This window comes from Bradyrhizobium sp. CCGUVB14, from assembly GCF_024199935.1.
Taxonomy (GTDB): Bacteria; Pseudomonadota; Alphaproteobacteria; order Rhizobiales; family Xanthobacteraceae; genus Bradyrhizobium.
In genome coordinates, this window is record NZ_JANADS010000001.1 from 790,841 (window position 1) to 811,727 (window position 20,887).

Annotated in this window: 22 protein-coding genes; 12 read left to right on the forward strand and 10 right to left on the reverse strand. The window is 64.5% G+C overall.

Going from position 1 to position 20,887, the window contains the following annotated elements; genetic code table 11:
• Nucleotides 1–70: 70 nt before the first annotated feature.
• Nucleotides 71–313 carry a PilZ domain-containing protein gene (locus tag NLM32_RS03765; protein ID WP_254127937.1) on the forward strand — a complete coding sequence of 81 codons (243 nt, stop codon included), beginning with the start codon at nt 71–73 and terminating at the stop codon, nt 311–313.
• A gap of 181 nt (nt 314–494) precedes the next feature.
• Here the strand turns inward: NLM32_RS03765 and NLM32_RS03770 are convergent, their stop codons facing one another.
• From NLM32_RS03770 to NLM32_RS03795, 6 genes are all read right to left on the reverse strand, one after another.
• A complete protein-coding gene (locus NLM32_RS03770; RefSeq protein WP_254127938.1) occupies nt 495–1,793 on the reverse strand; it encodes a hemolysin family protein in 1,299 nt (432 codons plus the stop codon).
• Nucleotides 1,794–1,903: 110 nt separating this feature from the next.
• Complete coding sequence (locus NLM32_RS03775; protein ID WP_254127939.1) at nt 1,904–3,217, reverse strand: AAA-associated domain-containing protein; 1,314 nt, start codon at nt 3,215–3,217, stop codon at nt 1,904–1,906.
• A gap of 13 nt (nt 3,218–3,230) precedes the next feature.
• On the reverse strand, nt 3,231–4,964 hold the full coding sequence (locus NLM32_RS03780; protein ID WP_254127940.1) for an ABC transporter permease subunit: 1,734 nt from the start codon (nt 4,962–4,964) through the stop codon (nt 3,231–3,233).
• Between the two features lie 56 nt (nt 4,965–5,020).
• Complete coding sequence (locus NLM32_RS03785; RefSeq protein ID WP_375143519.1) at nt 5,021–7,027, reverse strand: carbohydrate porin; 2,007 nt, start codon at nt 7,025–7,027, stop codon at nt 5,021–5,023.
• Nucleotides 7,028–7,406: 379 nt separating this feature from the next.
• Nucleotides 7,407–7,667: a hypothetical protein gene (locus NLM32_RS03790; RefSeq protein ID WP_254127941.1), complete on the reverse strand. Its 261-nt coding sequence runs from the start codon at nt 7,665–7,667 to the stop codon at nt 7,407–7,409.
• Nucleotides 7,668–7,806: 139 nt separating this feature from the next.
• Entirely contained in the window at nt 7,807–8,613 is an 807-nt protein-coding gene (locus NLM32_RS03795) for a creatininase family protein (protein ID WP_254127942.1), read from the reverse strand.
• A gap of 140 nt (nt 8,614–8,753) precedes the next feature.
• Between NLM32_RS03795 and NLM32_RS03800 the strand changes: the two genes are divergently transcribed.
• From NLM32_RS03800 to NLM32_RS03830, 7 genes are all read left to right on the forward strand, one after another.
• On the forward strand, nt 8,754–9,776 hold the full coding sequence (locus tag NLM32_RS03800) for an ABC transporter substrate-binding protein (protein WP_254127943.1): 1,023 nt from the start codon (nt 8,754–8,756) through the stop codon (nt 9,774–9,776).
• 11 nt (nt 9,777–9,787) lie between these two features.
• Nucleotides 9,788–10,603, forward strand: coding sequence for an ABC transporter ATP-binding protein (locus NLM32_RS03805; RefSeq protein WP_254127944.1), 816 nt, complete (start codon nt 9,788–9,790; stop codon nt 10,601–10,603).
• Nucleotides 10,600–11,418: an ABC transporter permease gene (locus tag NLM32_RS03810; protein WP_254127945.1), complete on the forward strand. Its 819-nt coding sequence runs from the start codon at nt 10,600–10,602 to the stop codon at nt 11,416–11,418. The genes NLM32_RS03805 and NLM32_RS03810 overlap by 4 nt, the downstream gene beginning before the upstream one ends.
• Nucleotides 11,418–12,407, forward strand: a complete 990-nt coding sequence (locus NLM32_RS03815; protein WP_254127946.1) for a 2-hydroxyacid dehydrogenase — start codon at nt 11,418–11,420, stop codon at nt 12,405–12,407. The genes NLM32_RS03810 and NLM32_RS03815 overlap by 1 nt, the downstream gene beginning before the upstream one ends.
• Nucleotides 12,407–13,102 carry an AprI/Inh family metalloprotease inhibitor gene (locus NLM32_RS03820; RefSeq protein WP_254127947.1) on the forward strand — a complete coding sequence of 232 codons (696 nt, stop codon included), beginning with the start codon at nt 12,407–12,409 and terminating at the stop codon, nt 13,100–13,102. Before NLM32_RS03815 ends, NLM32_RS03820 begins: the two co-directional genes overlap by 1 nt.
• 138 nt (nt 13,103–13,240) lie before the next feature.
• Nucleotides 13,241–13,648, forward strand: coding sequence for a YciI family protein (locus tag NLM32_RS03825; protein WP_254127948.1), 408 nt, complete (start codon nt 13,241–13,243; stop codon nt 13,646–13,648).
• Between the two features lie 133 nt (nt 13,649–13,781).
• Nucleotides 13,782–15,062, forward strand: coding sequence for an RNA polymerase sigma factor (locus NLM32_RS03830; RefSeq protein ID WP_254127949.1), 1,281 nt, complete (start codon nt 13,782–13,784; stop codon nt 15,060–15,062).
• On the opposite strand, the gene NLM32_RS03835 is transcribed toward NLM32_RS03830, so the two are convergent.
• The gene (locus NLM32_RS03835; protein ID WP_254127950.1) at nt 15,059–16,540 is read right to left on the reverse strand and encodes a peptidoglycan-binding protein; all 1,482 of its coding nucleotides are present in this window, start codon (nt 16,538–16,540) and stop codon (nt 15,059–15,061) included. The genes NLM32_RS03830 and NLM32_RS03835 overlap by 4 nt on opposite strands.
• Nucleotides 16,541–16,817: 277 nt before the next feature.
• Here NLM32_RS03835 and NLM32_RS03840 point away from each other — a divergent pair, with 277 nt between their 5' ends.
• Nucleotides 16,818–17,192, forward strand: a complete 375-nt coding sequence (locus tag NLM32_RS03840) for a hypothetical protein (protein ID WP_254127951.1) — start codon at nt 16,818–16,820, stop codon at nt 17,190–17,192.
• A 159-nt stretch (nt 17,193–17,351) separates the two neighbouring features.
• On the forward strand, nt 17,352–17,657 hold the full coding sequence (locus NLM32_RS03845; protein ID WP_254127952.1) for a glycine zipper domain-containing protein: 306 nt from the start codon (nt 17,352–17,354) through the stop codon (nt 17,655–17,657).
• 57 nt (nt 17,658–17,714) lie between these two features.
• On the opposite strand, the gene NLM32_RS03850 is transcribed toward NLM32_RS03845, so the two are convergent.
• Complete coding sequence (locus tag NLM32_RS03850) at nt 17,715–18,140, reverse strand: Tautomerase enzyme (RefSeq protein ID WP_254127953.1); 426 nt, start codon at nt 18,138–18,140, stop codon at nt 17,715–17,717.
• Nucleotides 18,141–18,300: 160 nt separating this feature from the next.
• Here NLM32_RS03850 and NLM32_RS03855 point away from each other — a divergent pair, with 160 nt between their 5' ends.
• Together NLM32_RS03855 and NLM32_RS03860 are read left to right on the forward strand one after the other, a co-directional pair.
• Entirely contained in the window at nt 18,301–18,882 is a 582-nt protein-coding gene (locus NLM32_RS03855) for a TetR family transcriptional regulator (RefSeq protein WP_254127954.1), read from the forward strand.
• A 23-nt stretch (nt 18,883–18,905) separates the two neighbouring features.
• Complete coding sequence (locus NLM32_RS03860) at nt 18,906–19,289, forward strand: VOC family protein (protein ID WP_254127955.1); 384 nt, start codon at nt 18,906–18,908, stop codon at nt 19,287–19,289.
• 25 nt (nt 19,290–19,314) lie between these two features.
• On the opposite strand, the gene NLM32_RS03865 is transcribed toward NLM32_RS03860, so the two are convergent.
• On the reverse strand, nt 19,315–20,106 hold the full coding sequence (locus tag NLM32_RS03865) for a DUF4239 domain-containing protein (protein ID WP_254127956.1): 792 nt from the start codon (nt 20,104–20,106) through the stop codon (nt 19,315–19,317).
• Between the two features lie 28 nt (nt 20,107–20,134).
• Nucleotides 20,135–20,848, reverse strand: coding sequence for a DNA repair protein RadC (gene radC, locus NLM32_RS03870; RefSeq protein WP_254135201.1), 714 nt, complete (start codon nt 20,846–20,848; stop codon nt 20,135–20,137).
• Nucleotides 20,849–20,887 lie beyond the last annotated feature (39 nt).

A 20,887-nucleotide genomic window follows, 5' to 3' on the forward strand; every position in this document is an offset into this window, starting at 1 on the left:
GGCGGCGTAAATTCGTCGCGAAAAGGTTGTATCTTAACGTTTGTGTCAGCTTCGGGTGTAAATTGGCCCGATGGATGAAGAACGGCGCGACAAGGCCAGGCACCGCGTATTGAAGGCCGGAACCATCGAGTTCGGCGGCGGCGCGATCGACTGCACCGTCCGCAATTTCTCCGACACCGGTGCCGCCCTCGACGTCACCAGCCCGGTCGGCATTCCCGAGCAGTTTACCCTGTCGATCAAGGCAGATGGCGCGCATCTCGCCTGCACGGTGGTGTGGCGCAAGGAAAAGCGGATCGGGGTGAGGTTCGGGTGAGGAATGTGGCGTAAGCTCGCCCAGCAAATTCAGGTGTCGTCCCGGCGAAGGCCGGGACCCATAACCCCAGGATTAGGTTTGGTGAAGACTGTCAGTTGCGCGGTACTGCTACCTGCGCACTATCGATAAATCACGCGGTATGGGTCCCGGCCTTCGCCGGGACGACAGCTGAGATCGGTGCTCACCCCGTCTCGACTTCACCCAGCCGGCTCGCCAGGATCTTGTCGATCCTCCTGCCGTCGAGATCGACCACCTCGATATGCCAGCCACTGAGGTCGAAGGCGTCGCCGACATTGGGCAGCACGTTGAATTGCTGCAGCACCAGTCCGGCCACGGTGTTGTAGCGATGATGCGGCGGCAGCTCGATGCTGAGGAGTTCGCCGAACTCGTCGACCGGCATCCAGCCCGAGACGAGCAGTGATGAGTCGGCGCGCCTGACATAAGCCGGCTCCGGCGGGCCTTCCTCGGAATGGAAGGCGCCGACGATCGACTCCAGAATATCGGCGGCCGTGACCACGCCTTCAAAGGCGCCGTATTCGTCATAGACGAACCCGACATGGACCGGCGCGGCCCTCAGGATTGCCAGCACATCGCGGGCATCGGCCGACGCGGGAATGCTCGGTGCTTCGCGGACGAGCGCCCGCAGATCCGGCGTGCGTTCGTTCATGTACGCGACCAGCAGGTCCTTCGCCTGGAGCACGCCGATCGGCGCGTCGCGATCACCGTCGGAGACGGGAAAACGCGAATGCGGGCTCTTTGCGATCAGCGCCTGGATCGCTGCCTGATCGTCGTTGAGGTCGATCTCGTCGACCTCGGTGCGCGGCGTCATCACGGCGCCGACCGGGCGGTCGCCGAGCCGCATCACGCCGGCGATCATCTCCTTTTCGCCGGGCTCGAGCACGCCTGCGCTCTCGGCCTCGTTGACGAGGTGATGGATCTCGTCCTCCGACACCTTCTCCTCGGCCTTGCCGCCGCGGCCGAGCAGCGTGAGGATCAGCTTGCCGGAGAGGTCGAGCAGAAACACCAATGGCAGCGAGACCCGTGCCAGCACATGCATCGCGGGCGCGACCTTGACCGCGATGCTTTCGGGATCGCGCAGCGCGACCTGCTTCGGCACCAGCTCGCCGACAATCAGGGTCGCATAGGTGATGATCGTGACGACGATGCCGACGCCGACGATGTCGGCAATGCCCGAGGACAGGCCGAGCTCGACCAGCCATTGCGTCAGCCGCTGCCCGAGCGTTGCGCCGGAGAACGCGCCCGAGAGCACGCCGACCAGCGTGATGCCGATCTGCACCGTCGAGAGGAACTTTCCGGGATCGGCGGCCAGCATCAGTGCGCGCTCGGCGCCGCGCACGCCCCTGGCGGCCAGCAGCGACAGCCGCGCGGGGCGCGACGAGACCACGGCGAGCTCGGACATGGACAACAGGCCGTTGATGACGATCAGGACGACGACGATGATGAGTTCGACAGACAACATTGTGCGCAAGGGGGAGGGACAATCAGCCCGGCGGTCGCCGGGCCAAGCCCTTTATATATGAAAGCGATGCGCGCTTTGCCCGGTTCCGACCAAATTGTCGCAGGCGAAGTTCAGGTGCTTTCGCCGGGATTTTCCAGGCTGAACGTCTCCGACTGCTCGTCATAGGCGAACAGCTCGGCATAACGGCCCCAGGATACGACGGTCTTCAGCGTCTCGCCGGCATAATCCTCGGACATGTAGTCCTCGAGTTCGTTGCGGAACCGTGCCGCCGGCGCGGTGTGCGAGGGCCGCTCGTCGAGCACGCGACGGATCAATCCCATCACCGGAACGTATGTGACGAGGTGCTCGGCGAACAGCTTCTTGCGCGCGTCGGTCTCGAGATGGGCGAAACGCTTGCCCGCGTCGGTGAGCACGAGGTCGCCTTCGCTCAAATGGGCGAACCGCAGCAGTTGTAGCGACTCGCCGAGATGAAGGATTTCGTCGGCCTCGAGCTGAAGCTGGCCGGCGAGCACCGGCAGGTCCGCGTGTCCGTTGTAGGGCGCGCCCGCCAGCGTCTCGATCAGGCCGGACAGCACGTTGGACGATACATGGTGCAGGGTCATGCCGACGCCGGAGCCGGGAATGCCTTCGATCGCGGGCGCCTTGGGCTCCGCACGCTGCGTCATGCGCGCGTAGATACTGTCGACGAGCTGACGGAAATGCGGATCGAGCCGATTGCGTGGATGTGCCAGCTCGACCTTGATCTCGACGGCGACCCGCCCCGGATTCGACGAGAATACCAGGATGCGATCGCACATCAGGACGGCCTCCTCGATGTTGTGTGTCACCATCAGGATCGATTTGATCGGCAGCCGGCCTTCGACCCAGAGATCGATCAGGTCGGTTCGCAGTGTCTCGGCGGTGAGCACGTCGAGCGCCGAGAACGGCTCATCCATCAGCAGCAGGTCCGGATGCACGACCAGCGCGCGGGCGAAGCCGACACGCTGGCGCATGCCGCCCGACAATTCCTTGGGAAAGGCCGACTCGAATCCGTCGAGGCCGATCAGGTCGATCGCGGCGAGCGCGCGCTTGCGCCGCTCGGCGGCATCGACGCCCAGTGCCTCCAGTCCGAGCTCGACGTTTTGCAGCACCGTCAGCCAGGGAAACAGCGCGAACGACTGGAAGACCATGGCGACGCCGTTCGGCGGTCCCGCGATGACCTCGCCGCGGCAGGTCGCCTGTCCCGTGGACGGTGCGACCAGACCGGCGATGATCCGCAGCAGCGTGGATTTGCCGGAGCCGGAGCGGCCGAGCAACCCGACGATCTCGCCGGAGCGGATCGTCAGGTCGACGTTCTCCAGCACCAGCAACTGCTCGCCGCTGCCCTTCGGAAAGGACCGGCAGACACCGCGGATATCGATGAGCGCAGGGGGTTGATCGAGCATGATGGTCTCCTCGTCAGCCGAGCCGCAGGCGGCGCTCGCCGAAGGCGTAGAGCGGTCGCCAGACCAGACGATTGAACAGCGTCACCAGGATGCACATCGTGGCGATTCCGAGAACGACACGCGGGAAATCACCCGCTTCGGTCGCAGCCGCGATATAGGCGCCGAGCCCGGTGGCGTTCAGATGCGTGTCGCCCCAGCTGGCGACCTCGGCGACGATCGAGGCGTTCCAGGAGCCGCCGGACGCCGTGATCGCGCCGGTGACGTAATAAGGGAAGATGCCCGGCAGGATCACCTTGAACCACCACCGCCATCCGCCGAGATGAAGGCTGCTCGCCGCTTCGCGCAGATCGCTCGGAAAGGCGCTGGCCCCGGCGATGACGTTGAACAGGATGTACCATTGCGTGCCGAGGATCATCAGCGGGCTCAGCCAGATATTCGGATTGAGCTTGAAGCTGACGATGGCGACGACGAAGACCGGAAAGGCGAGATTGGCCGGAAACGCCGCGAGAAACTGAGCCAGCGGTTGGATGCGTTCGGCCAGTTTTGGACGCAGGCCGATCCAGACGCCGATCGGCACCCAGATCAGGGTCGCAAGGCTGATCAGGATGATGACGCGCAGGAAGGTGACCAGCCCGTCGCGGATCGCAACGAGCACGTCGCTCAGGCCGAGGCTGGCGGAGAGATAGCGGTAGGTCAGCCACGCGGCGTAGGCCGTGCCTGCGAGGACGACAGCAAGCCAGAGGCCGTCGATCAGCCGCGACGGCGCGTCTCTGCTCCTTGTCGGCGCCCCCAGCTTGGGGAGCGGGATGCGTAAATTCGAGACCGCGCGATTGATGCTGGAGAAGGGCAGCGTCACGGCCCGCAGGGCGCGGGTCCGGCGAAACAGGTCGAGCATCCAGGAGGTGGGTGTCTCACCGGACGCCGTCTGTTCGAAGCGGAACTTGTCGGCCCAGGCAATGATGGGCCGGAACAGCAATTGGTCATAGGCGATGATGACGAGCAGCATCGCCAGGATGGCGTAGAAGATCGCCGGCAGATCGCGCTGCTGGATCGCCAGCGCGACGTAGGATCCGACGCCCGGCAGCGTTACGGTGGTGTTGCCGACCGTGATCGCTTCCGACGCGACCACGAAGAACCAGCCGCCCGACATCGACATCATCGCGTTCCAGATCAGTCCCGGCATCGCGAAGGGCACGTCGAGGCGCCAGAAACGCTGCCACCCGGACAAATGAAAGCTCTGCGTCGCCTCTTCCAGATCCTTCGGCACGTTGCGCATCGACTGGTACATGCTGAACGTCATGTTCCAGGCCTGGCTCGTGAAAATCGCAAACACCGAAGCCAGTTCGGCACCGAGCACCTGGCTCGGAAACAGATTCATGAAGAAGACGACCGTGAAGGTCAGGAAGCCCAGGATCGGCACGGACTGGAGGATGTCCAGGACCGGGATCATGACCATCTCCGCGCGCCGGCTCTTGGCGGCGATCGCAGCGTAGACGAAGGTGAAGATCGTCGAGCAAACGATCGCAAGCAGCATTCGCAGGACTGTGCGCAGCGCATAGAGCGGCAGGTTGACCGGATCGAGCGAGACCGGCGAGCGCTCCAGCTCCGACAATGGTGCGACGGTCTGCTCGCCGCCATAGACGATCAGCACCATGGCGCCGATCACGAGGATCAGCGCGACGACATCCCAGACATTGGGGCGCAGCGCCCGGCCGATCGCGACCGTGCGAATATCTCTCGGCTTCATGGGCCTGCCTTTTGGGCAAGAATCCTAGACTAGAATCCTAGACTAGAATTTTGGGGCTAGAACTCGGCGTGCAGACGGCCCGAGAAGATCGAGACCGGCCCACGGTCGGCGTTATAGGCCGGGTTTGTGATCAATTGATAGTCCGCGGTCATCGTCACGCCCTTGATCACCGAATAGGCGTAGTAGGCCTCGAGGATACGTTCGTTGCGGTAGTTGAGCTGGCCGTCGCCGATCAGCAGGCCGGTGCCGCCGGCGGCAAGGAAAGCGCGATGTGCGTCAGACAGGCCGTTGATGGCGCCACCGATGCCGATTGTGTCATCCGGACGTCCCCAACGGCTGCCCTTGATCGAGAGGCCGCCTGAGACGCTGCGGTCGATGTCGGTGAAGGAGAGAATCTGGTTCTGGCCGTCGTTCCAGCTTGCCCGCGCGAACAGTCCGACGTCGTTGACGATCTGCTGCTCGAGATTGACGTAGAAGCCGTACTTCGAACGGGTGCGCTGGTTCGCGGTCGTGATGTCGTTGATGTCGAGTGCGGGGTTGGCGGCAGCCTGTGCGACGACATCGTTGTAGTTCGCGGTGTTGCCGCTGTTGGCGAAGACGCCGACGCGCAGTTTGCCGGGTTGCTCGAGGAGCGTGTGACGCTCCTCGAACTCGACCACGCTGCCGCCGGTCTTGAAGGTCAGCACGTCGCTGTTCGGCGCGGACGGCACCTGGAACAGGCCGGCGCGGATCGCCCAGTCCTTGCGGTTGAGCTCGACCACGGCGCCGCGGGTATAGCCGGGCAGGTCGGCCGGGAAGTCGTAGGCGCCCGACGACCACATCGCCCAGTTCATGAAATCGGCGCGCGGGTCCTTTGCATAGGAGTTGCCGTCGAAGAAATCGCCGACGGCGAAACGGCCGACAATCAGCGTGACGCGGTCGATATCGCGCTTGCCCGCGAGCTGGTTCGGCGCGTCCTCGACCGCTTCCTGCTCGCCGCCGAGTCCGAACGTCTGCTTGAAGAAGTAGCGCTGCGCGCGGATTTTTGGGAACGGCGCGCCGGCCTTCTGGGCTTCGCCGTTGGAGAAGCCGGCGAGGCCGAGCGTGCCGTTGAGGCCGAAGCCCTGCGCGAGTTCGGGATTGAAATAGAATTCGCCGCCGTCCCACAGCCGCGCGCCCAGAAACGCCGTCGTCGTCCACGTCGCCTGGAACTGGCCGCCGCCGGGCAGGCTCTGCGGGCTCGCATAGGGCGAATGGATCGGGCCATAGCCTTGCGGCAGCACGGTGGTCTGGGCGTGGACGTTCCAGTCGTCGGATTCAGGCAGCTTGGTCTTGCCGCCGACCACCGGCATCCACGGCGTGTCGCCGAACTGGTAGTTCAGGCCGAGCTTGAACAGATGAATGCGCGGATCGACGTTGACGCTGCCGAGACCAAAGCCGCTAAGATCGTAGGACTTGCGGGAGAGGTCGACATATTCGTATTCGGCCTTCGCGGTCCAATTGCCGCTGACCGCGTATTCGAGACCGAGGCCCGCAGTCCATCCGGCCTGGTAGTGGCCGACCGGGAAGAGCGGCGAGACACCATCGGCATCGTTGACGTTGATATGCGTGTGTCCCCACGCGACGCCGCCGGTGACGTAAGGCATGAACCGGTCGAAGGCATAGCCGACGCGGCCGCGCACCGTGCCGATGTAGTCGATCGTGGTGTTGAAGGGCACCGGCGAACGCGCGAGTGCCGGGCCGTCGGTCGGACCCGTGAACGTTGCGTCGGCTTCGATGCCGAGCACGACGCGATTTGCGAGTTGTCGGTTGTAGCCAAGTTGATAGCCGCCACTGAGCCCGGTTGCGCTGTGGGGCAGGACGACGCCTTGCTCGGGCAACGGATTGGTGCCGGGTCCGAAGCCCGCGTCGCCGTAGCCGAAATGGCCGCCGACATAGAAGCCGGTCCACTCGTAAACGGTTTTCGCGGCGCGCGCCTTCAGCGGCAGGTCGGCGGCGAAGCCGGCACCCGGCAGCACGAGCACGCCCGAGGCAAGCGCCGTGGCTGCCCGCAGATACCTGTAACGGTGACCTCTCAACGTCAAAACTACGCCCCCAGACGCGACTGTGCCCAACCGCTCCCGACATCCCTGCCGATTCGCGGTGCTCCTGTCATCAGGGGCTTGGCTGTTCGCGCGATCGGACGAGACGTGCTCGTTTCGACGCGTTTCACCCCAAGATCTTGCCAAGTCCCTGCGCTTGTTGCGAACCTTATTGCTAATAATTCGCAATAGCAACTAGTCAGGAATGTCGCAGGCGATGGTTCGCACCGTTATGTGACGGGACTGCAACAACTTCCCGGTGCGGAAAAAGGATGACCCCGCCCGGGGGGACATCCGGGCGGGGTCGGGGGCACGACACGGGGTGGATGAGGCGCCCGTGTCGGACGCAGGATCCACGTGAGATCGGCCTCAGAGCCTCAAATCAGTAGCAAGTGCGAACGCTGCCGACGTACTGGCCGAAAGCGTTGTAACGGGGGGACCAGCCGCAGCGGTGATAGCCGTAATAGGGGTCGTTGCTGGCGGCGATCGCGGTGCCGACGACGGCGGCGGTCGCGATGCCCAGGCCGACACCGACGCCCCAGCCGAGCGGCTTGGCCTGAGCGGTCGACGTCGTGGATGCGACGCCAGCGGTGACGGTGAGAGCGGCGAGAGCGACGGCGGCAATCTTGGTCTTGATCGACATGTGAAACTCCATCCGGGTTGAGGCGGTCCGTTGTGGTCCGCGTGCCCAATTGGACGGAGGCTTGCCGAAACCGGTTCGAAAGCGCCTCGGCCGGCCCGGGAAATCGGCTCTTTCCCGAATGATTTCAGTTGGATGCGAGTTAGCCGAGGGGGCCTCTGGCGAGCCTGTTCACGTCGAAGTTATCGACTTCGGTCAGCAGCTCGCAAAAGGCGCGCGCGCCCTGGTCGATGAGCTGCGCGCCCTTCTCGGTCACGGCCAGCGTCGCATTGCCGACGGCGCCGCTGGCGTTGAGATCCTGCGCCTGCCAGGCAAAGGGCGCGGGCCGCTGCGTCGAGAGCCAGCGATATTGTTTCTCCATTGCGATGCTGCTCGCTGGAAAATCCGCGATCGCATCGGCGCGCACCTGATCGGGATAGCACGCCAGCATGATCGAGGTCTCGACCGCGCCGCCATGGATGCCGTGGCGCACTTCATCGGCCGGGAACAGTTTTTCCGCGCCCGACAGGCGCGACCACGATGTCGTCACCGCGAACATTTTTTGATGCGCGCGAAGGTCCTGCGCCACCAGCATCATCGCCGCGCTGTTGCCGCCATGGCTGGTGATGATGACGAGCTTCTTCACGCCGCGTCGTGCGATGTCCTCGCCGATCGCGGTCCATCGCTTCAGTGCCGTTTCGGTCGGCAGCGTCTGCGTGCCCGGATAGTCGATATGCTCGGTGGAGATGCCGACCGGCTCGACAGGCAGGAACGTCGCCGGAATGGTCGCGGGCAGCAGCTCCCGCACGCGGGCAAGATAGGCGTCCGCGATCAGCACGTCGGTCTCGAGTGGCAGATGCGGGCCGTGCTGCTCGGTTGCCGCCAGTGGCAGCACCGCGATCCAGCGCGCAACATCCGCAGGAACGGCATCGGCCCAGCGGATCGCGGTCCAGTCGCGGGAAGGCGTCATCAAGGTTTCTTTGCCCGAATTTGTCACGTAGTTTGGTGTTATGGAGGGGACGCGGGCCTGGCCGGCTCGCGTCCCCGAATGTCTTGCGGTTTTATCGCGTTGTTTTCACATCGGCCAGACACGATCGACGGAGTGCATTGATGAGCCCTTCCCATCTGCGGCGAGCGTTAACGGCAGGCTTGCTGGCCACGGTCGTGTCGATCCTGCCGGCGCGCAGCGAGACCCTGGACAAGGTCACCTTCGGCACCAACTGGGTCGCCGAGGCCGAGCATGGCGGCTTCTTCCAGGCGGTCGCCGACGGCACCTACAAGAAATACGGTCTCGACGTCACCATCGTTCCCGGCGGTCCGAACGAGAACAACCGGATGCTGCTGATCGCCGGCAAGATCGATTTCTTCATGGCCGCGAACACGCTGATGTCGTTCGATGCGGTCGCCAACAACGTTCCCGTGGTCACCATCGCCGCGGTCTTCCAGAAAGACCCGCAGGTGATGCTGACGCAGCCGGATGCGAAGGTCACCAAGATCGAGGAGCTCAAGCCGCTGACGCTGTTCGTCTCCAAGGAGGGCATGACCAGCTACTTCCAGTGGCTGAAGTCCGAATACGGCTTCAGCGAGAAGAACGTCCGTCCCTATAATTTCAATCCGCAACCCTTCATCGCCAACCCCAAGAGCGCGATGCAGGGCTACGTCACCTCCGAGCCCTTCGCAGTCGAGAAGGCTGCGGGCTTCAAGCCCAACGTCATCCTGCTCGCCGATGCCGGCTTCAACACCTATTCGACCCTGATCGAGACCCGCCGCGACCTGGTCGAGAAGAAGGCGGACCTGGTGCAGCGTTTCGTCGATGCCTCGATGATCGGCTGGTACAACTACATCTACCGCGACAATTCCGCCGGCAATGCCATGATCAAGCAGCTCAATCCGGAGATGACCGACGAGCTGCTCGCTTATTCTGTCGCCAAGATGAAGGAATACGGCATCGTCGATTCCGGCGATTCCTTGAAGAACGGCATCGGCGCGATGAGCGACGATCGCTACACCTCTTTCTTCAACAAGATGGTGAAGGCCGGCGTCGTGAAGGGCGATCTCGACTTCCGCAAGTCCTACACGCTGCGCTTCGTCAACAAGGGCGTCGGTGTCGAGCTGCGCCCCGCCAAGCTGTAACGACAGCGTTGATGTCCGACGCCAAAACTTCGCCCACGGTCGAGGCCAGCCTGACGGCGCTTGCCGTCAGCCTGCGCGGCGTGACGAAGACCTATGACAATGGCGTCATGGCGCTGGGTCCGTTCGATCTCGCGGTGCGCAAGGGCGAGTTCATCTCGCTGCTCGGGCCCTCCGGCTGCGGCAAGTCGACGGCGCTGAGGCTGATTGCCGGGCTCAGCGCGGCGTCATCGGGCACGGTACGGATGTCGCGCCATGACGGCCCGGCGCAGATCGGCCATGGCATCGGCTTCGTGTTCCAGGAGCCGACCCTGATGCCCTGGGCCAGTGTGCGCGAGAATGTGCGGTTGCCCTTGAAGCTCGGCGGCGCCCCGAAAGCCGAAGCGCGGGCGCGGGTCGACGAAGCGCTCGCCAGCGTCGGTCTTGCCGATTTCGCCGATGCCTTTCCGCGCGAATTGTCCGGCGGCATGAAGATGCGGGTGTCGCTGGCGCGCGCGCTCGTTACCGATCCGGATATCCTGCTGATGGATGAGCCGTTCGCGGCGCTCGATGAGATCACGCGATTCCGCCTCAACAACGATCTGCTCGCGCTGTGGCGCAGCCTTGGCAAGACCGTCATCTTCGTCACTCATTCGGTATTCGAATCCGTCTATCTGTCGCAGCGCGTCGTGGTCATGACGGCGCGACCCGGCCGTATCCAGGCCGACATCCGCATCGAGACCGTCGAGCCGCGCGGCGAGGAGTTTCGCACCTCGGCGGCCTATTCCGATTATTGCCGGCGCGTGTCGGCCGCGCTGGCGCCGTCCTATTCGGGACAGTCGATGCTATGAACGCGCAAGCCCCGGTCACTGCAAAGCCGTCGGCTGCGCAAAGCGCGGTGCGCTTCGTGCTGCCCGTCATCGTGTTCGCGGCCGGCCTTGCCGCCTGGGAGCTCGTCGTCCGCCTCCGGGAGATCCCGCCTTACGTGCTGCCGGCGCCCTCGGTGATTTTCCTGACGCTGATCAAGGACTGGGCGGTGCTGTCACAATCGCTCGCGACCACGCTGCTGACGACGCTGGAGGGGTTTGTCGCGGCCAGCATCGGCGGCATCGCGCTGGCACTGCTGTTCAACCAGTCGAAATGGATGGAATATTCGCTGTTCCCCTATGCCGTCGTGCTCCAGGTGACGCCGGTGATCGCGATCGCGCCGCTCTTGCTGATCTATCTGGAACAGCAGACCGCGGTCGTCGTCTGCGCCTTCATCGTCGCCTTTTTTCCGGTGCTGTCGAACACCACGCTCGGGCTGAATTCGGTCGACCGCAACCTTGCCGGCCTGTTCCAGCTCTATGGCGCATCAAAGCCGCAAACCCTGCGCTTCCTGAAACTGCCTGCAGCGCTGCCCTATATTTTGGGCGGCCTGCGCATTGCCGGCGGCCTGTCGCTGATCGGCGCGGTCGTGGCCGAGATCGCGGCGGGAACGGCGGGCGCCGGCTCGGGCCTCGCCTACAGAATCGCCGAATCCGGCTATCGATTGAACATACCCCGCATGTTCGCAGCGCTGCTTCTGCTGTCGCTTGCCGGGATTGTCATCTATGGGGTGCTGGCGCTAATTTCCCACCTCGTTTTACGGCGCTGGCATGAGAGCGCGCTTGGAAAGGAAAACTGATGTCTACCGGTTCGATTTCGTCCGACAAGATCGACCTTCTGATCTATGGGCCGGTGCGGCCGATCCTCGAGAACGGGTTTTCCGATCATTTCGTCGTGCACAAGGCCGAGACGCGCGGCGACCTCGAGCGGCTGACGCCGGCGGTCCGCGACAAGATCCGCGGCGTCGCGGTGACCTATCACACCGTCCGTGCCGACAAGGATTCGCTGTCGCAATTGCCCAAGATCGAGATGGTGGCGAGCTTCGGCGTCGGTTACGACCACATCGACGCCAAATACGCGGCCGAGCACAACATCATCGTCACCAACACGCCCGACGTGCTGACCGAGGAGGTCGCCGACGTCGCGATGGGCCTCTTGATCTCCACCGTGCGCGAATTCATCAAGGCCGACCGCTACGTCCGCTCCGGCCTCTGGCAGACCCAGAACTATCCGCTCAGCGTCGGCTCGCTGCGTGACCGCAAGGTCGGCATCGTCGGCATGGGCCGCATCGGCCAGGCCATCGCGCGCCGGCTCGATGCGTCGTTGGTGCCGGTGGTCTATCACTCGCGCAACCCGTCCAAGGACGTGTCCTACAAGCACTATCCCGACCTGATCGAGATGGCGAAGGCGGTCGACACGCTGATGGTGATCGTGCCGGGCGGCGCCTCGACCAACAAGATGATCAATGCCGAGGTGCTCAAGGCGCTCGGCCCGCGCGGCGTGTTGGTCAACGTTGCGCGCGGCTCCGTGGTCGACGAACAGGCGCTGGTCCAGGCGCTGAAATCCGGCACCATCCTCGCCGCCGGTCTCGACGTGTTCGCGGCCGAGCCCAATGTGCCGGACGAGCTCAAGACCATGCAGAACGTGGTGCTGTTGCCGCATATCGGCTCGGCCTCCGTGGTGACGCGCAACGCCATGGACCAGCTCGTTGTCGACAACCTCAAATCCTGGTTCTCCGGCAAGGCGCCGCTGACGCCGGTCGCCGAAACGCCGTTCAAGGGGCGCTGATGACCGCTCTTCGGGTCGTTGCTTTGCTGATCGCGGCCTGCGTCGCCGCGATCGGTGCCGCGCATGCGCAGGATGCGACGACCCTGAAGAAGGAGATGATCGGGCAGTGGGAGCTCTCGACCACCGAGCGCAGCAAGACCTGCGTTGTCACGATCAAGGGCGATCCGGTGGCGCAGGGCTTCAAGCTGGAGCTTGAGCCGGCGTGCAAGACGGCGCTGCCCTTCACCAAGGACATCGTGGCCTGGAGCATCAAGGGTCTCGGAGACATCGTCCGCCTGCAGGATGCCGCCGGTGAATCCGTGATCGACTTCACTGAGGTCGAGGCCGGCATCTTCGAGGGCCTGCGGCAGGGCGAGGGCGTCTACATTCTGCAGGACCTCGCCGCCGCGCGCTCGATGGCCAAGTCGATGGACCAGATGATCGGCGACTGGGCCATGGTGCGCGGCAACGGGCAGCCGATCTGCGGGCTGACGCTGACCAATACGGAAGCCGATCAGGACAATTTCCAGGTCTTCCTCAAGCCGAAATGCGATGCGGCGATCGCCCAGTTCAACCCGACGCAATGGCGGCTCGAGCGCGGCCAGATCATCCTGATGTCGAAATCCGGCGACGTCTGGCAGTTCGAGGCCGACGACAACGCGCAATGGCGGCGGGTTCCCGATACGGCCGACCCCCTGATCATGCTGCGCCAATAGGCGCCCGTCCGTTCCTGTTTCTCTGCCTGGCAATTTTTCCTGCGCCCATGTCGATCCGGCCCCGGCCGGATCGTCATCCCAATAGCGAGCTGATCGCGCGGCCGAACCGGCCGCGTCTCGCCTCAACAGGAGTTTTGCATGCGCTTTATGTACATCGTCACCTCCAGCCAGCCGATGAAGGGCCCGTCTCCGGCGCTGATGGAGGCCATGCAGAAGATTTCCGAGCGGGAAATCAAGGCGGGCCGGATGATCGACAATGGCGGCCTGATGCCGCTTGCGACGGGCGCGCGGGTGCGGATCGTCGACGGCGAGCTCAGCGTCATCGACGGCCCCTTCATCGAGGCCAAGGAAGTGGTCGGCGGCTACGCCATTTTCGAGCTGCGCGACAAGGCGGAAGCCCTGGCCATGGCCAAGGAGTTCATGCAGCTGCACCTCGATCACATGCCGGGCTGGGACGGCACCTGCGAATTGCGGGCCTTCGCCACGCCGGGCGTGGATGGGGCCTGCGAGGTCGATGCGAAATCAGGCGTAGCCGCTCACGCCTGATGACGAGCATCGCGCGTTCCATAGCGTTTTCGAGCGAAATGGGGACCGGTTCGCGCAAAGAAAACGCGTCAAAACAAGAAACCAGAGCCCCGTTCCGACCCAGTCGGAACGGAAATGGCTCTGGTCGGCGGCGATGACGGCCGCCGACATTGATCAAGCCGTCCGCGCCGCGATTCACGCAACTTGGCGCGTCGTGCAGCCGCGGCTGATCGCGACGCTGTCGCGGATGCTGCGCGATGTGCCGCTTGCGGAAGAGCTGACCCAGGACGCGCTGGTTGCGGCGCTGGAAGCCTGGCCGGCCATCGGCGTGCCCGACAATCCCGGCGCCTGGCTCATGACGACCGCAAAGCGACGTGCGCTCGATCACTTGCGCCGCGGCAAGATGCTTGGCGAGAAGCACGACATGCTGGCGCGCGACATGTTGCAGGAGCAGGAGATCGTGCCCGATTTCGACGCCGCGCTCGACGATGATATCGGCGATGAATTGCTGCGGCTCGTCTTCACCGCCTGTCATCCGATCCTGTCGCGCGAGGCGCGCGCGGCGCTGGCGCTGCGGATGATCTGCGGGCTCACCACCTCCGAGATCGCCCGCGCCTATCTGGTGCCAGAGGCCACCATCTCCCAGCGCATCGTCCGTGCCAAACGCACGCTGTCGAATTCCGGCCTCGCCTATGAGACGCCCAGCGGCGAGGCTCTGTCGGAGCGTCTCGCCTCGGTGCTGGAGGTCGTCTACCTCATCTTCAACGAGGGCTATCTCGCGGCGCGGGGCGACGAATGGCTGCGGCCGCAGCTCTGCGACGAAGCGCTGCGCATGGGCCGCGTGCTCGCCGGCCTCGCCCCGGACGAGCCCGAGGTTCACGGCCTCGTCGCCCTGATGGATTTGAATGCCGCGCGGGCGCGCGCACGGACCGATGCAAGCGGCGACCCCATTCTGCTGATGGACCAGGATCGCGCGCTCTGGGATCGCTCGCAGATCCGTCGTGGCCTGCGGTCGCTCGAACGGGCCCGCGAGCTCGGCGGTGCGGGACGGTTTTATGCGCTTCAGGCCGCGATTGCGGCGTGTCACGCCACGGCGGAAACGGCTGCAGATACCGACTGGCGGCGCATCGCGCAGCTTTACGCCGAGCTGACGTTTCTGGTGCGCTCGCCGATCATCGAGCTCAATCGCGCGGTCGCGGTCGGCATGGCCGAGGGACCGCAGGCCGGGCTCGACGTGCTGGACGGGGTCGCCGGCGCACCGGCACTGTCGGCCTATCATCATCTGCCGGCGGTTCGTGGTGATTTCCTGCAGAAGCTCGGACGGCGCGCAGAGGCGCGGCAGGCGTTCGCGGCCGCCGCGCATCTTGCGACCAACGCACGTGAACGCGCGCTGATGGAGCGCCGCGCCGCGGCGCTCGCAGGCGAGCAGCTTTAGGTCGTCGGCTTGGGCGGTGGCGCAGTGCCCTGCGCCCATTTCTCCATCTTGCCGAGCACGCCCCAGGCCGTCAGTGCCAGCGAGATGGGAAGCGCGAATTGGCTCAGGCCCGGCACTGCCGATGCAATCGTCCCGAACAATCCAGCCAGGCCTCCCGCATTGGGGCTTGCCGTCACGGCAGAGAGCAGCGCGGTAATGAGCGAACCGCCAATTCCGAGCGCCGTCTTCTTGCCATCCAGCATTTTGCCGATGGTTTGGCCGAGCGCGCCATTGACCTGTCCGAGCACAGGCTTGTTGCTGAGCAAGGCGCTGAGCAGATCGACCACCTGTTTGAGCTGATCGGTCGAAGCGGGATTAGCTGTCGCCGGCGTGCCGGGGACGGTCTTGGTGATGAGAGAGAGGAGCTGTCCAAGCACATTGACCGTCGGGTTGGCCGCGGGAGTCGTACTTACTGGCGTTGTTGCTCCCGGCTGCAAGGCCTGCGTGAGGTTCTGCAATTGGTTGAGGATCTGGGATAGCTGGTTGGATGACCCTGCAGGCACTGTTCCTATCGGCGGGATCGCGATCGGCGTTGCACCTGTCGGGGTCGCTCCCGGCTGCAGAAGCTGTGCAAGGTTTTCCAGCCGCCCCAGAACCTGGGAGAGATCGATATTTGCTGTCCGGACCGGTTGCAGGCCGGCGCGCGTGATGGCGGCGATCGTGGTCCCGTCGAGCAGGCCGGTATCCTCGAGGGCGTGCTGTTGCTGGAATTGCGAGACCGCCGCCTTGGTCTTCGGTCCGCTGATGCCGTCTTCGTCGAGCGGTGGATTGGCGCCGAGCCTGTTGAGCGTCTGCTGCATCAGCAGCACCGACGACGCCACGTCCTCGTCCGGCTCGGAACGGGGGGCAATGGACGGGCTGTCGTCGATGGTGATCGAGGAATCCTGTGACATCATCGCATGCAGGACCACCGCGGTGCCGAGCTGCGTATCGACATGGCTCGGGTCGAAGACGTGGTCCGCGACGAACTTGCCGGCATTTGCCTCGGTTGGTCCGTAGAGGGTCGAGCCGCCGTAGAGATAGGGCGAGTTGACGCCCTTGGCGTGATAGCCGAGACCGTTGAAGCATTCGAGCCGGTACAGCGTACGCGCGATGCACCAGTCCTGCGTGCCGACGAAGTGCTGGATCCGCAGCGCGTCCACGGCGCCGTCGACGAACGAGGAGAACGGGCCGCGGCCTTTCGGAACGAGGCACGTCACGCGCTTCAGCGTTTCGCCGTTGCCGAGATAGGTGTCGAAATCGAAATTGGATTCGCGATAATGGCAGAGCGCGATGAAGTACCAGGGTACACCGGTCAGCCGCTCGATCTGCTGATAGGTCGCCTTGCCGTTGATCGCCTTGCGTGCCGTCGCGTTGGCCTCGCCAAGGCGTGCGGGCCGGATCTGGAGATTGGCCCAGTTCCTTTCATACCCGCTTTTCAGACTCTCGTATGATACCATCTCCCGCTCCCGCGAATTGTTAAAATTATCAGGTCGTTGTGCAATCAGGCGTGAGCCGCATGCCACTGCCGGCAGGCACGGGCTCTGGGTGTGGTTCGGCAAATGTGGCAGGCCATCGCCGGAGCGCATGTGAAATGGCTTACACGTGCAGCGCGAAAGGTTGCGATCAAAGGACGCAACGACGTATGCGCGAGCGCGGCGGCGCCACACGCAATCCGGGAACTTGCCGGGTGGCGGTCCGTTAGCAATAGAGACGGTCTGATCGAGGAATCCTGCGATGGCCAAGCGCGTTCTCGCGATCGGCATCGAACCCGGCAGTGCGGACTACAGCGCGTTTCCGCAGCTCACGCCGGCGATGGTCCGCAACTATATCGAAGCGCAGCTCTTGCGCCTGCGCGGTCTCGGCTACGAGGTCACGAGCTGCCTGATCGATCTCGACGAGGCGGCGGAAGCGGCAGTCACGGTGGCGCTGCGCGACGAGCGCTTCGATTGCATCGTCATTGGCGCAGGCCTGCGCGAGCCGAAGGAACGGCTGCTGCTGTTCGAGAAGGTGCTCAACCTCGTCCACCGCCTGGCGCCGCAGGCCGCGATCTGCTTCAACACGACGCCCGCGGACACAATGGAAGCCGTGCAGCGCTGGGTCGCGCCGTAGCCGCGGCAAGCGCACCCTCGATCTGAGGCCTCCGCTGGTTGTCGCGACAGGCTGGCCCCGTGACGTAAAGGGCGGAAACAAGCCGGATTCACGCGATTATTCTGGCCCGGGATCGTCCCAAACGCTATGACTGGCCGCATCAGATGGGAGGATTCGGGAATGCTTCGACGTCTTGGAATTGCAGCATGTTTCGCGGTCGCGATGGCCATCCCGGTCCATGACGCGGTGGCGCAGGACGCTATCGGCGGCGCCATCCTCGGCGGCGTCGGCGGAGCGATCGTGGGCGGTGCGCTTGGCGGCGGCCGCGGCGCCGCCATCGGTGCTGTCGTCGGCGCCGGCACGGGGGCTGCGATCGCCTCCGAAGGCGAGCGTCGCCGGTCCGGCTATTACGCCTATCAGCGCGGCTGCTACATGCAGCGCCCGGATGGCCGCTACGTCCCGGTCGATCCGAGATATTGCTACTGAGCGGACAGCGCCGGCGTCGTCTCGCACGCGCCGGCGCTGCCTTGTCTGCCCCTGCCGCTAGGCAGCGTTAGCCCGGCTGACGGCGTCGCCAAGCTCGGCATTGGTGTAGGCCTTGCCGCCGATGCCCCACAGGCCGTCCACCGCGTAGACCATGTTGACGAAAATCCGCTCCCGCGGATGACGGCCTTCCGCGGCCTTGAACGCGATGTCGGTGGCGTCTGCGATGAAGCCCGCCTTTTGCTCCGGGCTCGCCAGTGCGAAGGACGGGACCTTCAATTCGACCACGACGATGTCGTTCGACGTCCCGCCGGCGAACGACCGGCCTTTCGGGATCGTGCTGATCTCGCCGATCACGTTCGGCGTGATGAAGGCATTGCCCGCGAGATCATGGTGCCTGAGAAACGAGGCGGTCAGATCGGCGAACATGGTTTTCTCGGCGGTTGCACTGAAGATGCCATCCGTGGCGACGACGGTGATCGGCATGACCAAAACTCCCTTCGTGGTGTGAGCGCCGCGAACGCCGGCTGCGATCGCGGCTTGCGATAATATTGCGATCGTTATATAACGATCGTGATTGCATTCGCACGACGAGGGCGGTGCCGTCAACATTAAAATAACGATCGTTATATGACGAGGTGCGCTGGTGCGATACAAGTCCGGACACAAGGAAGAAGCCCGCGCGCGCATGGTGGCGGCCGCCGGCCGCGGTTTTCGTCGTCAGGGTTTTGGCGGCATCGGTGTCGACGGCCTTGCCAAGGAGGCCGAGGTGACCTCGGGCGCGTTCTACGGGCACTTCTCGTCCAAGGGCGAGGCGTTCAAGGCTGCGCTGGTGGCGGGCCTCGAAGAGCTGCGCCAGGGTGTCGAAGCCCTGCGGGCCGAGCACGGTGCCAAATGGGTCGCGGCATTCGTCGATTTCTATCTCGGGCAAAAGCGGGTCTGCGAGCTCGGTTCGAGCTGCGCCTTGCAGAGCCTGACGTCGGAGGTGCAGCGCGCAGACGTCGGAATCAAGACCGTGTTCGAGGCCGAGATCGAGGGCGTGGTGAGCGCGGTGGCCGACGGCCTGCCCGGTCGATCGTCCAAGGACAGACGCGCGCGCGCCTGGGCGCTGCTCTCGATCCTGTCCGGCGGTGTCACGATGGCAAGGGCGGTCGCCGACAAGGATGTCAGCGCGGCCATTGCCTCGGCGTGCCGCGCGGCTGCGCTCAAAGCCTGTGCCGAAACCTGATCGACCGAAGGGGAGAGCCGCAGATGCAGATGTCGAATTATCTCTTCTTCACAACCCAGTGCGAGCCGGCGCTCGCGTTCTATACCGCCTGCGGTCTCGGCGAGGTGACCGAGATCAAGCGCCACGGCGCCGCCGGGCCGATGCAGGGCAAGATCATGCACGCGAAATTCGAGGGACCGGGCATCCAGTTCTATGCATCCGACAATGACGATGCCGAGCCGATGCGCGGCTCGGCGCACCACCTGATGATGGACGACGCGCAGGAAACGACAGACCTGTTCGCGCGTCTCGCCGAAGGCGGTACCATCACCACGCCGCTCGGAATCCAGCCCTGGGGCTACTACGGCAAGCTCACCGATCGCTTCGGTGTGCAATGGATGCTGAACTGCACGCTGGCGCCCGAGTAGGGCGAGAGCCTGGCTGCCGGCTTGATCAATTTCGTCCGGCGGGCGCTTCCGGCATGATCTGGCGCAGCGGCTCCGGCGAGATCGAGATCTGGCCGGTGAACGGACGATCATGCGCCGCGATCAGGAGCACCGAGGTAGCGACGCCGGTCGCGAACAGCGCAATCGCGATCGCCGATCCCAGTCGGTTGTCGCAATGAACGAAGCCGATCACCAGCAACTCGCACAGGGCCTGGAGATACAGGCACCACCATTTCACCGCGTTGACCGAGGCCAGGCTGACGATGATCCGCTGCCGCCGCGCATCCAGCGCCTGCTCCAGCGCGCCGACGATCTCGTGCTGCGCCGTCGACTGACCCGTGCCCTGTGGCGTCATCGCGATGACGAGCTGCAAGGCTTCGGCGAGCGGAGGCGGCGTTGCCTTCAGCGAAGCCTCCTGATGCGCCATCATCGGCCATTCCACGGTGACGGCCTGATTGACATAGTCACGCACCAGTCCGCTGAGCTTTGCTTCCTGCTCCGCCGGCAGGCCGGCGGCGAGCAGAACGACGCTGCGCAGTGCGCTGGCCTCGCGGCTCACCGCCGCGCCGGCGCGGTCGCTGTCACCCCAGACCTGCGCCGCAGTGAAGGCGACGAACAGGCCGAAGATGATGCCGAGCACGGGCAGCATGCCGGGCGAGATCGCCTTCAGCGCCTTCGCCCGCTCCTCCGTCGCCACCAGCGCGACGAAGCCGAACACCGTCGCCGCCAGCAGATAGGTGAAGCCGAAGATGACCAGCGCCATCAAGGGCACGGGCAGATTGTGCAGCCAGTCGCTCATGTCATCTCATCGCTTGCGTGAAGGTTTCTCAGATCAGCCGCATCCCGCGCAGGCTGGCATGGCCGTTCTTGCCGACGATGATGTGGTCATGCACGGCGATCCCCAAAGGCTTGGCGATGTCGATGATCGCCTTGGTCATCTGGATATCAGCCTGCGACGGCGAAGGATCGCCGGAGGGGTGGTTATGCACCAGAATCAGCGCGGTCGCCGACAGCTCCAGCGCGCGCTTGATCACCTCGCGCGGATAGACCGGGGTGTGGTCGACGGTGCCGGTCTGCTGTATCTCGTCGGCGATGAGCTGGTTGCGCTTGTCGAGGAAAAGCAGGCGAAACTGCTCCTTGTCGGCGAAGGCCATGGTGGTGCGGCAATAGGCGATCACCTCGTTCCAGGACGACAGCGCGTTGCGGCTGTTGACCTCGCCCTTGGCGACGCGGTGCGCCGCCGCGGCGATCAGCTTGAGCTGGTTGATCGCGGCTTCGCCGACGCCGTGGACCTCGCGCAACCGCGCCACCGGCGCATGGATGACCTCGGCGAACGAGCCGAAGGTCTTGATCAGCGTCTTCGCCAGCGGTTTGGTGTCGCGCCGGGGCAGCGCCGGAAACAGTGCCATTTCCAACAGCTCGTAGTCGCTGAGCGCATCCGCGCCGGCGGTGTAGAAGCGCTCGCGCAGCCGCTCGCGATGGCCGAGATAATGCGGCGTCTCTTCGGGCGTGCTGTCGTCAGGCTTGGCTTTGGCGGGCATCGGCACAACCATGCCGTACGCGGCGCGTTTTGCAACCAT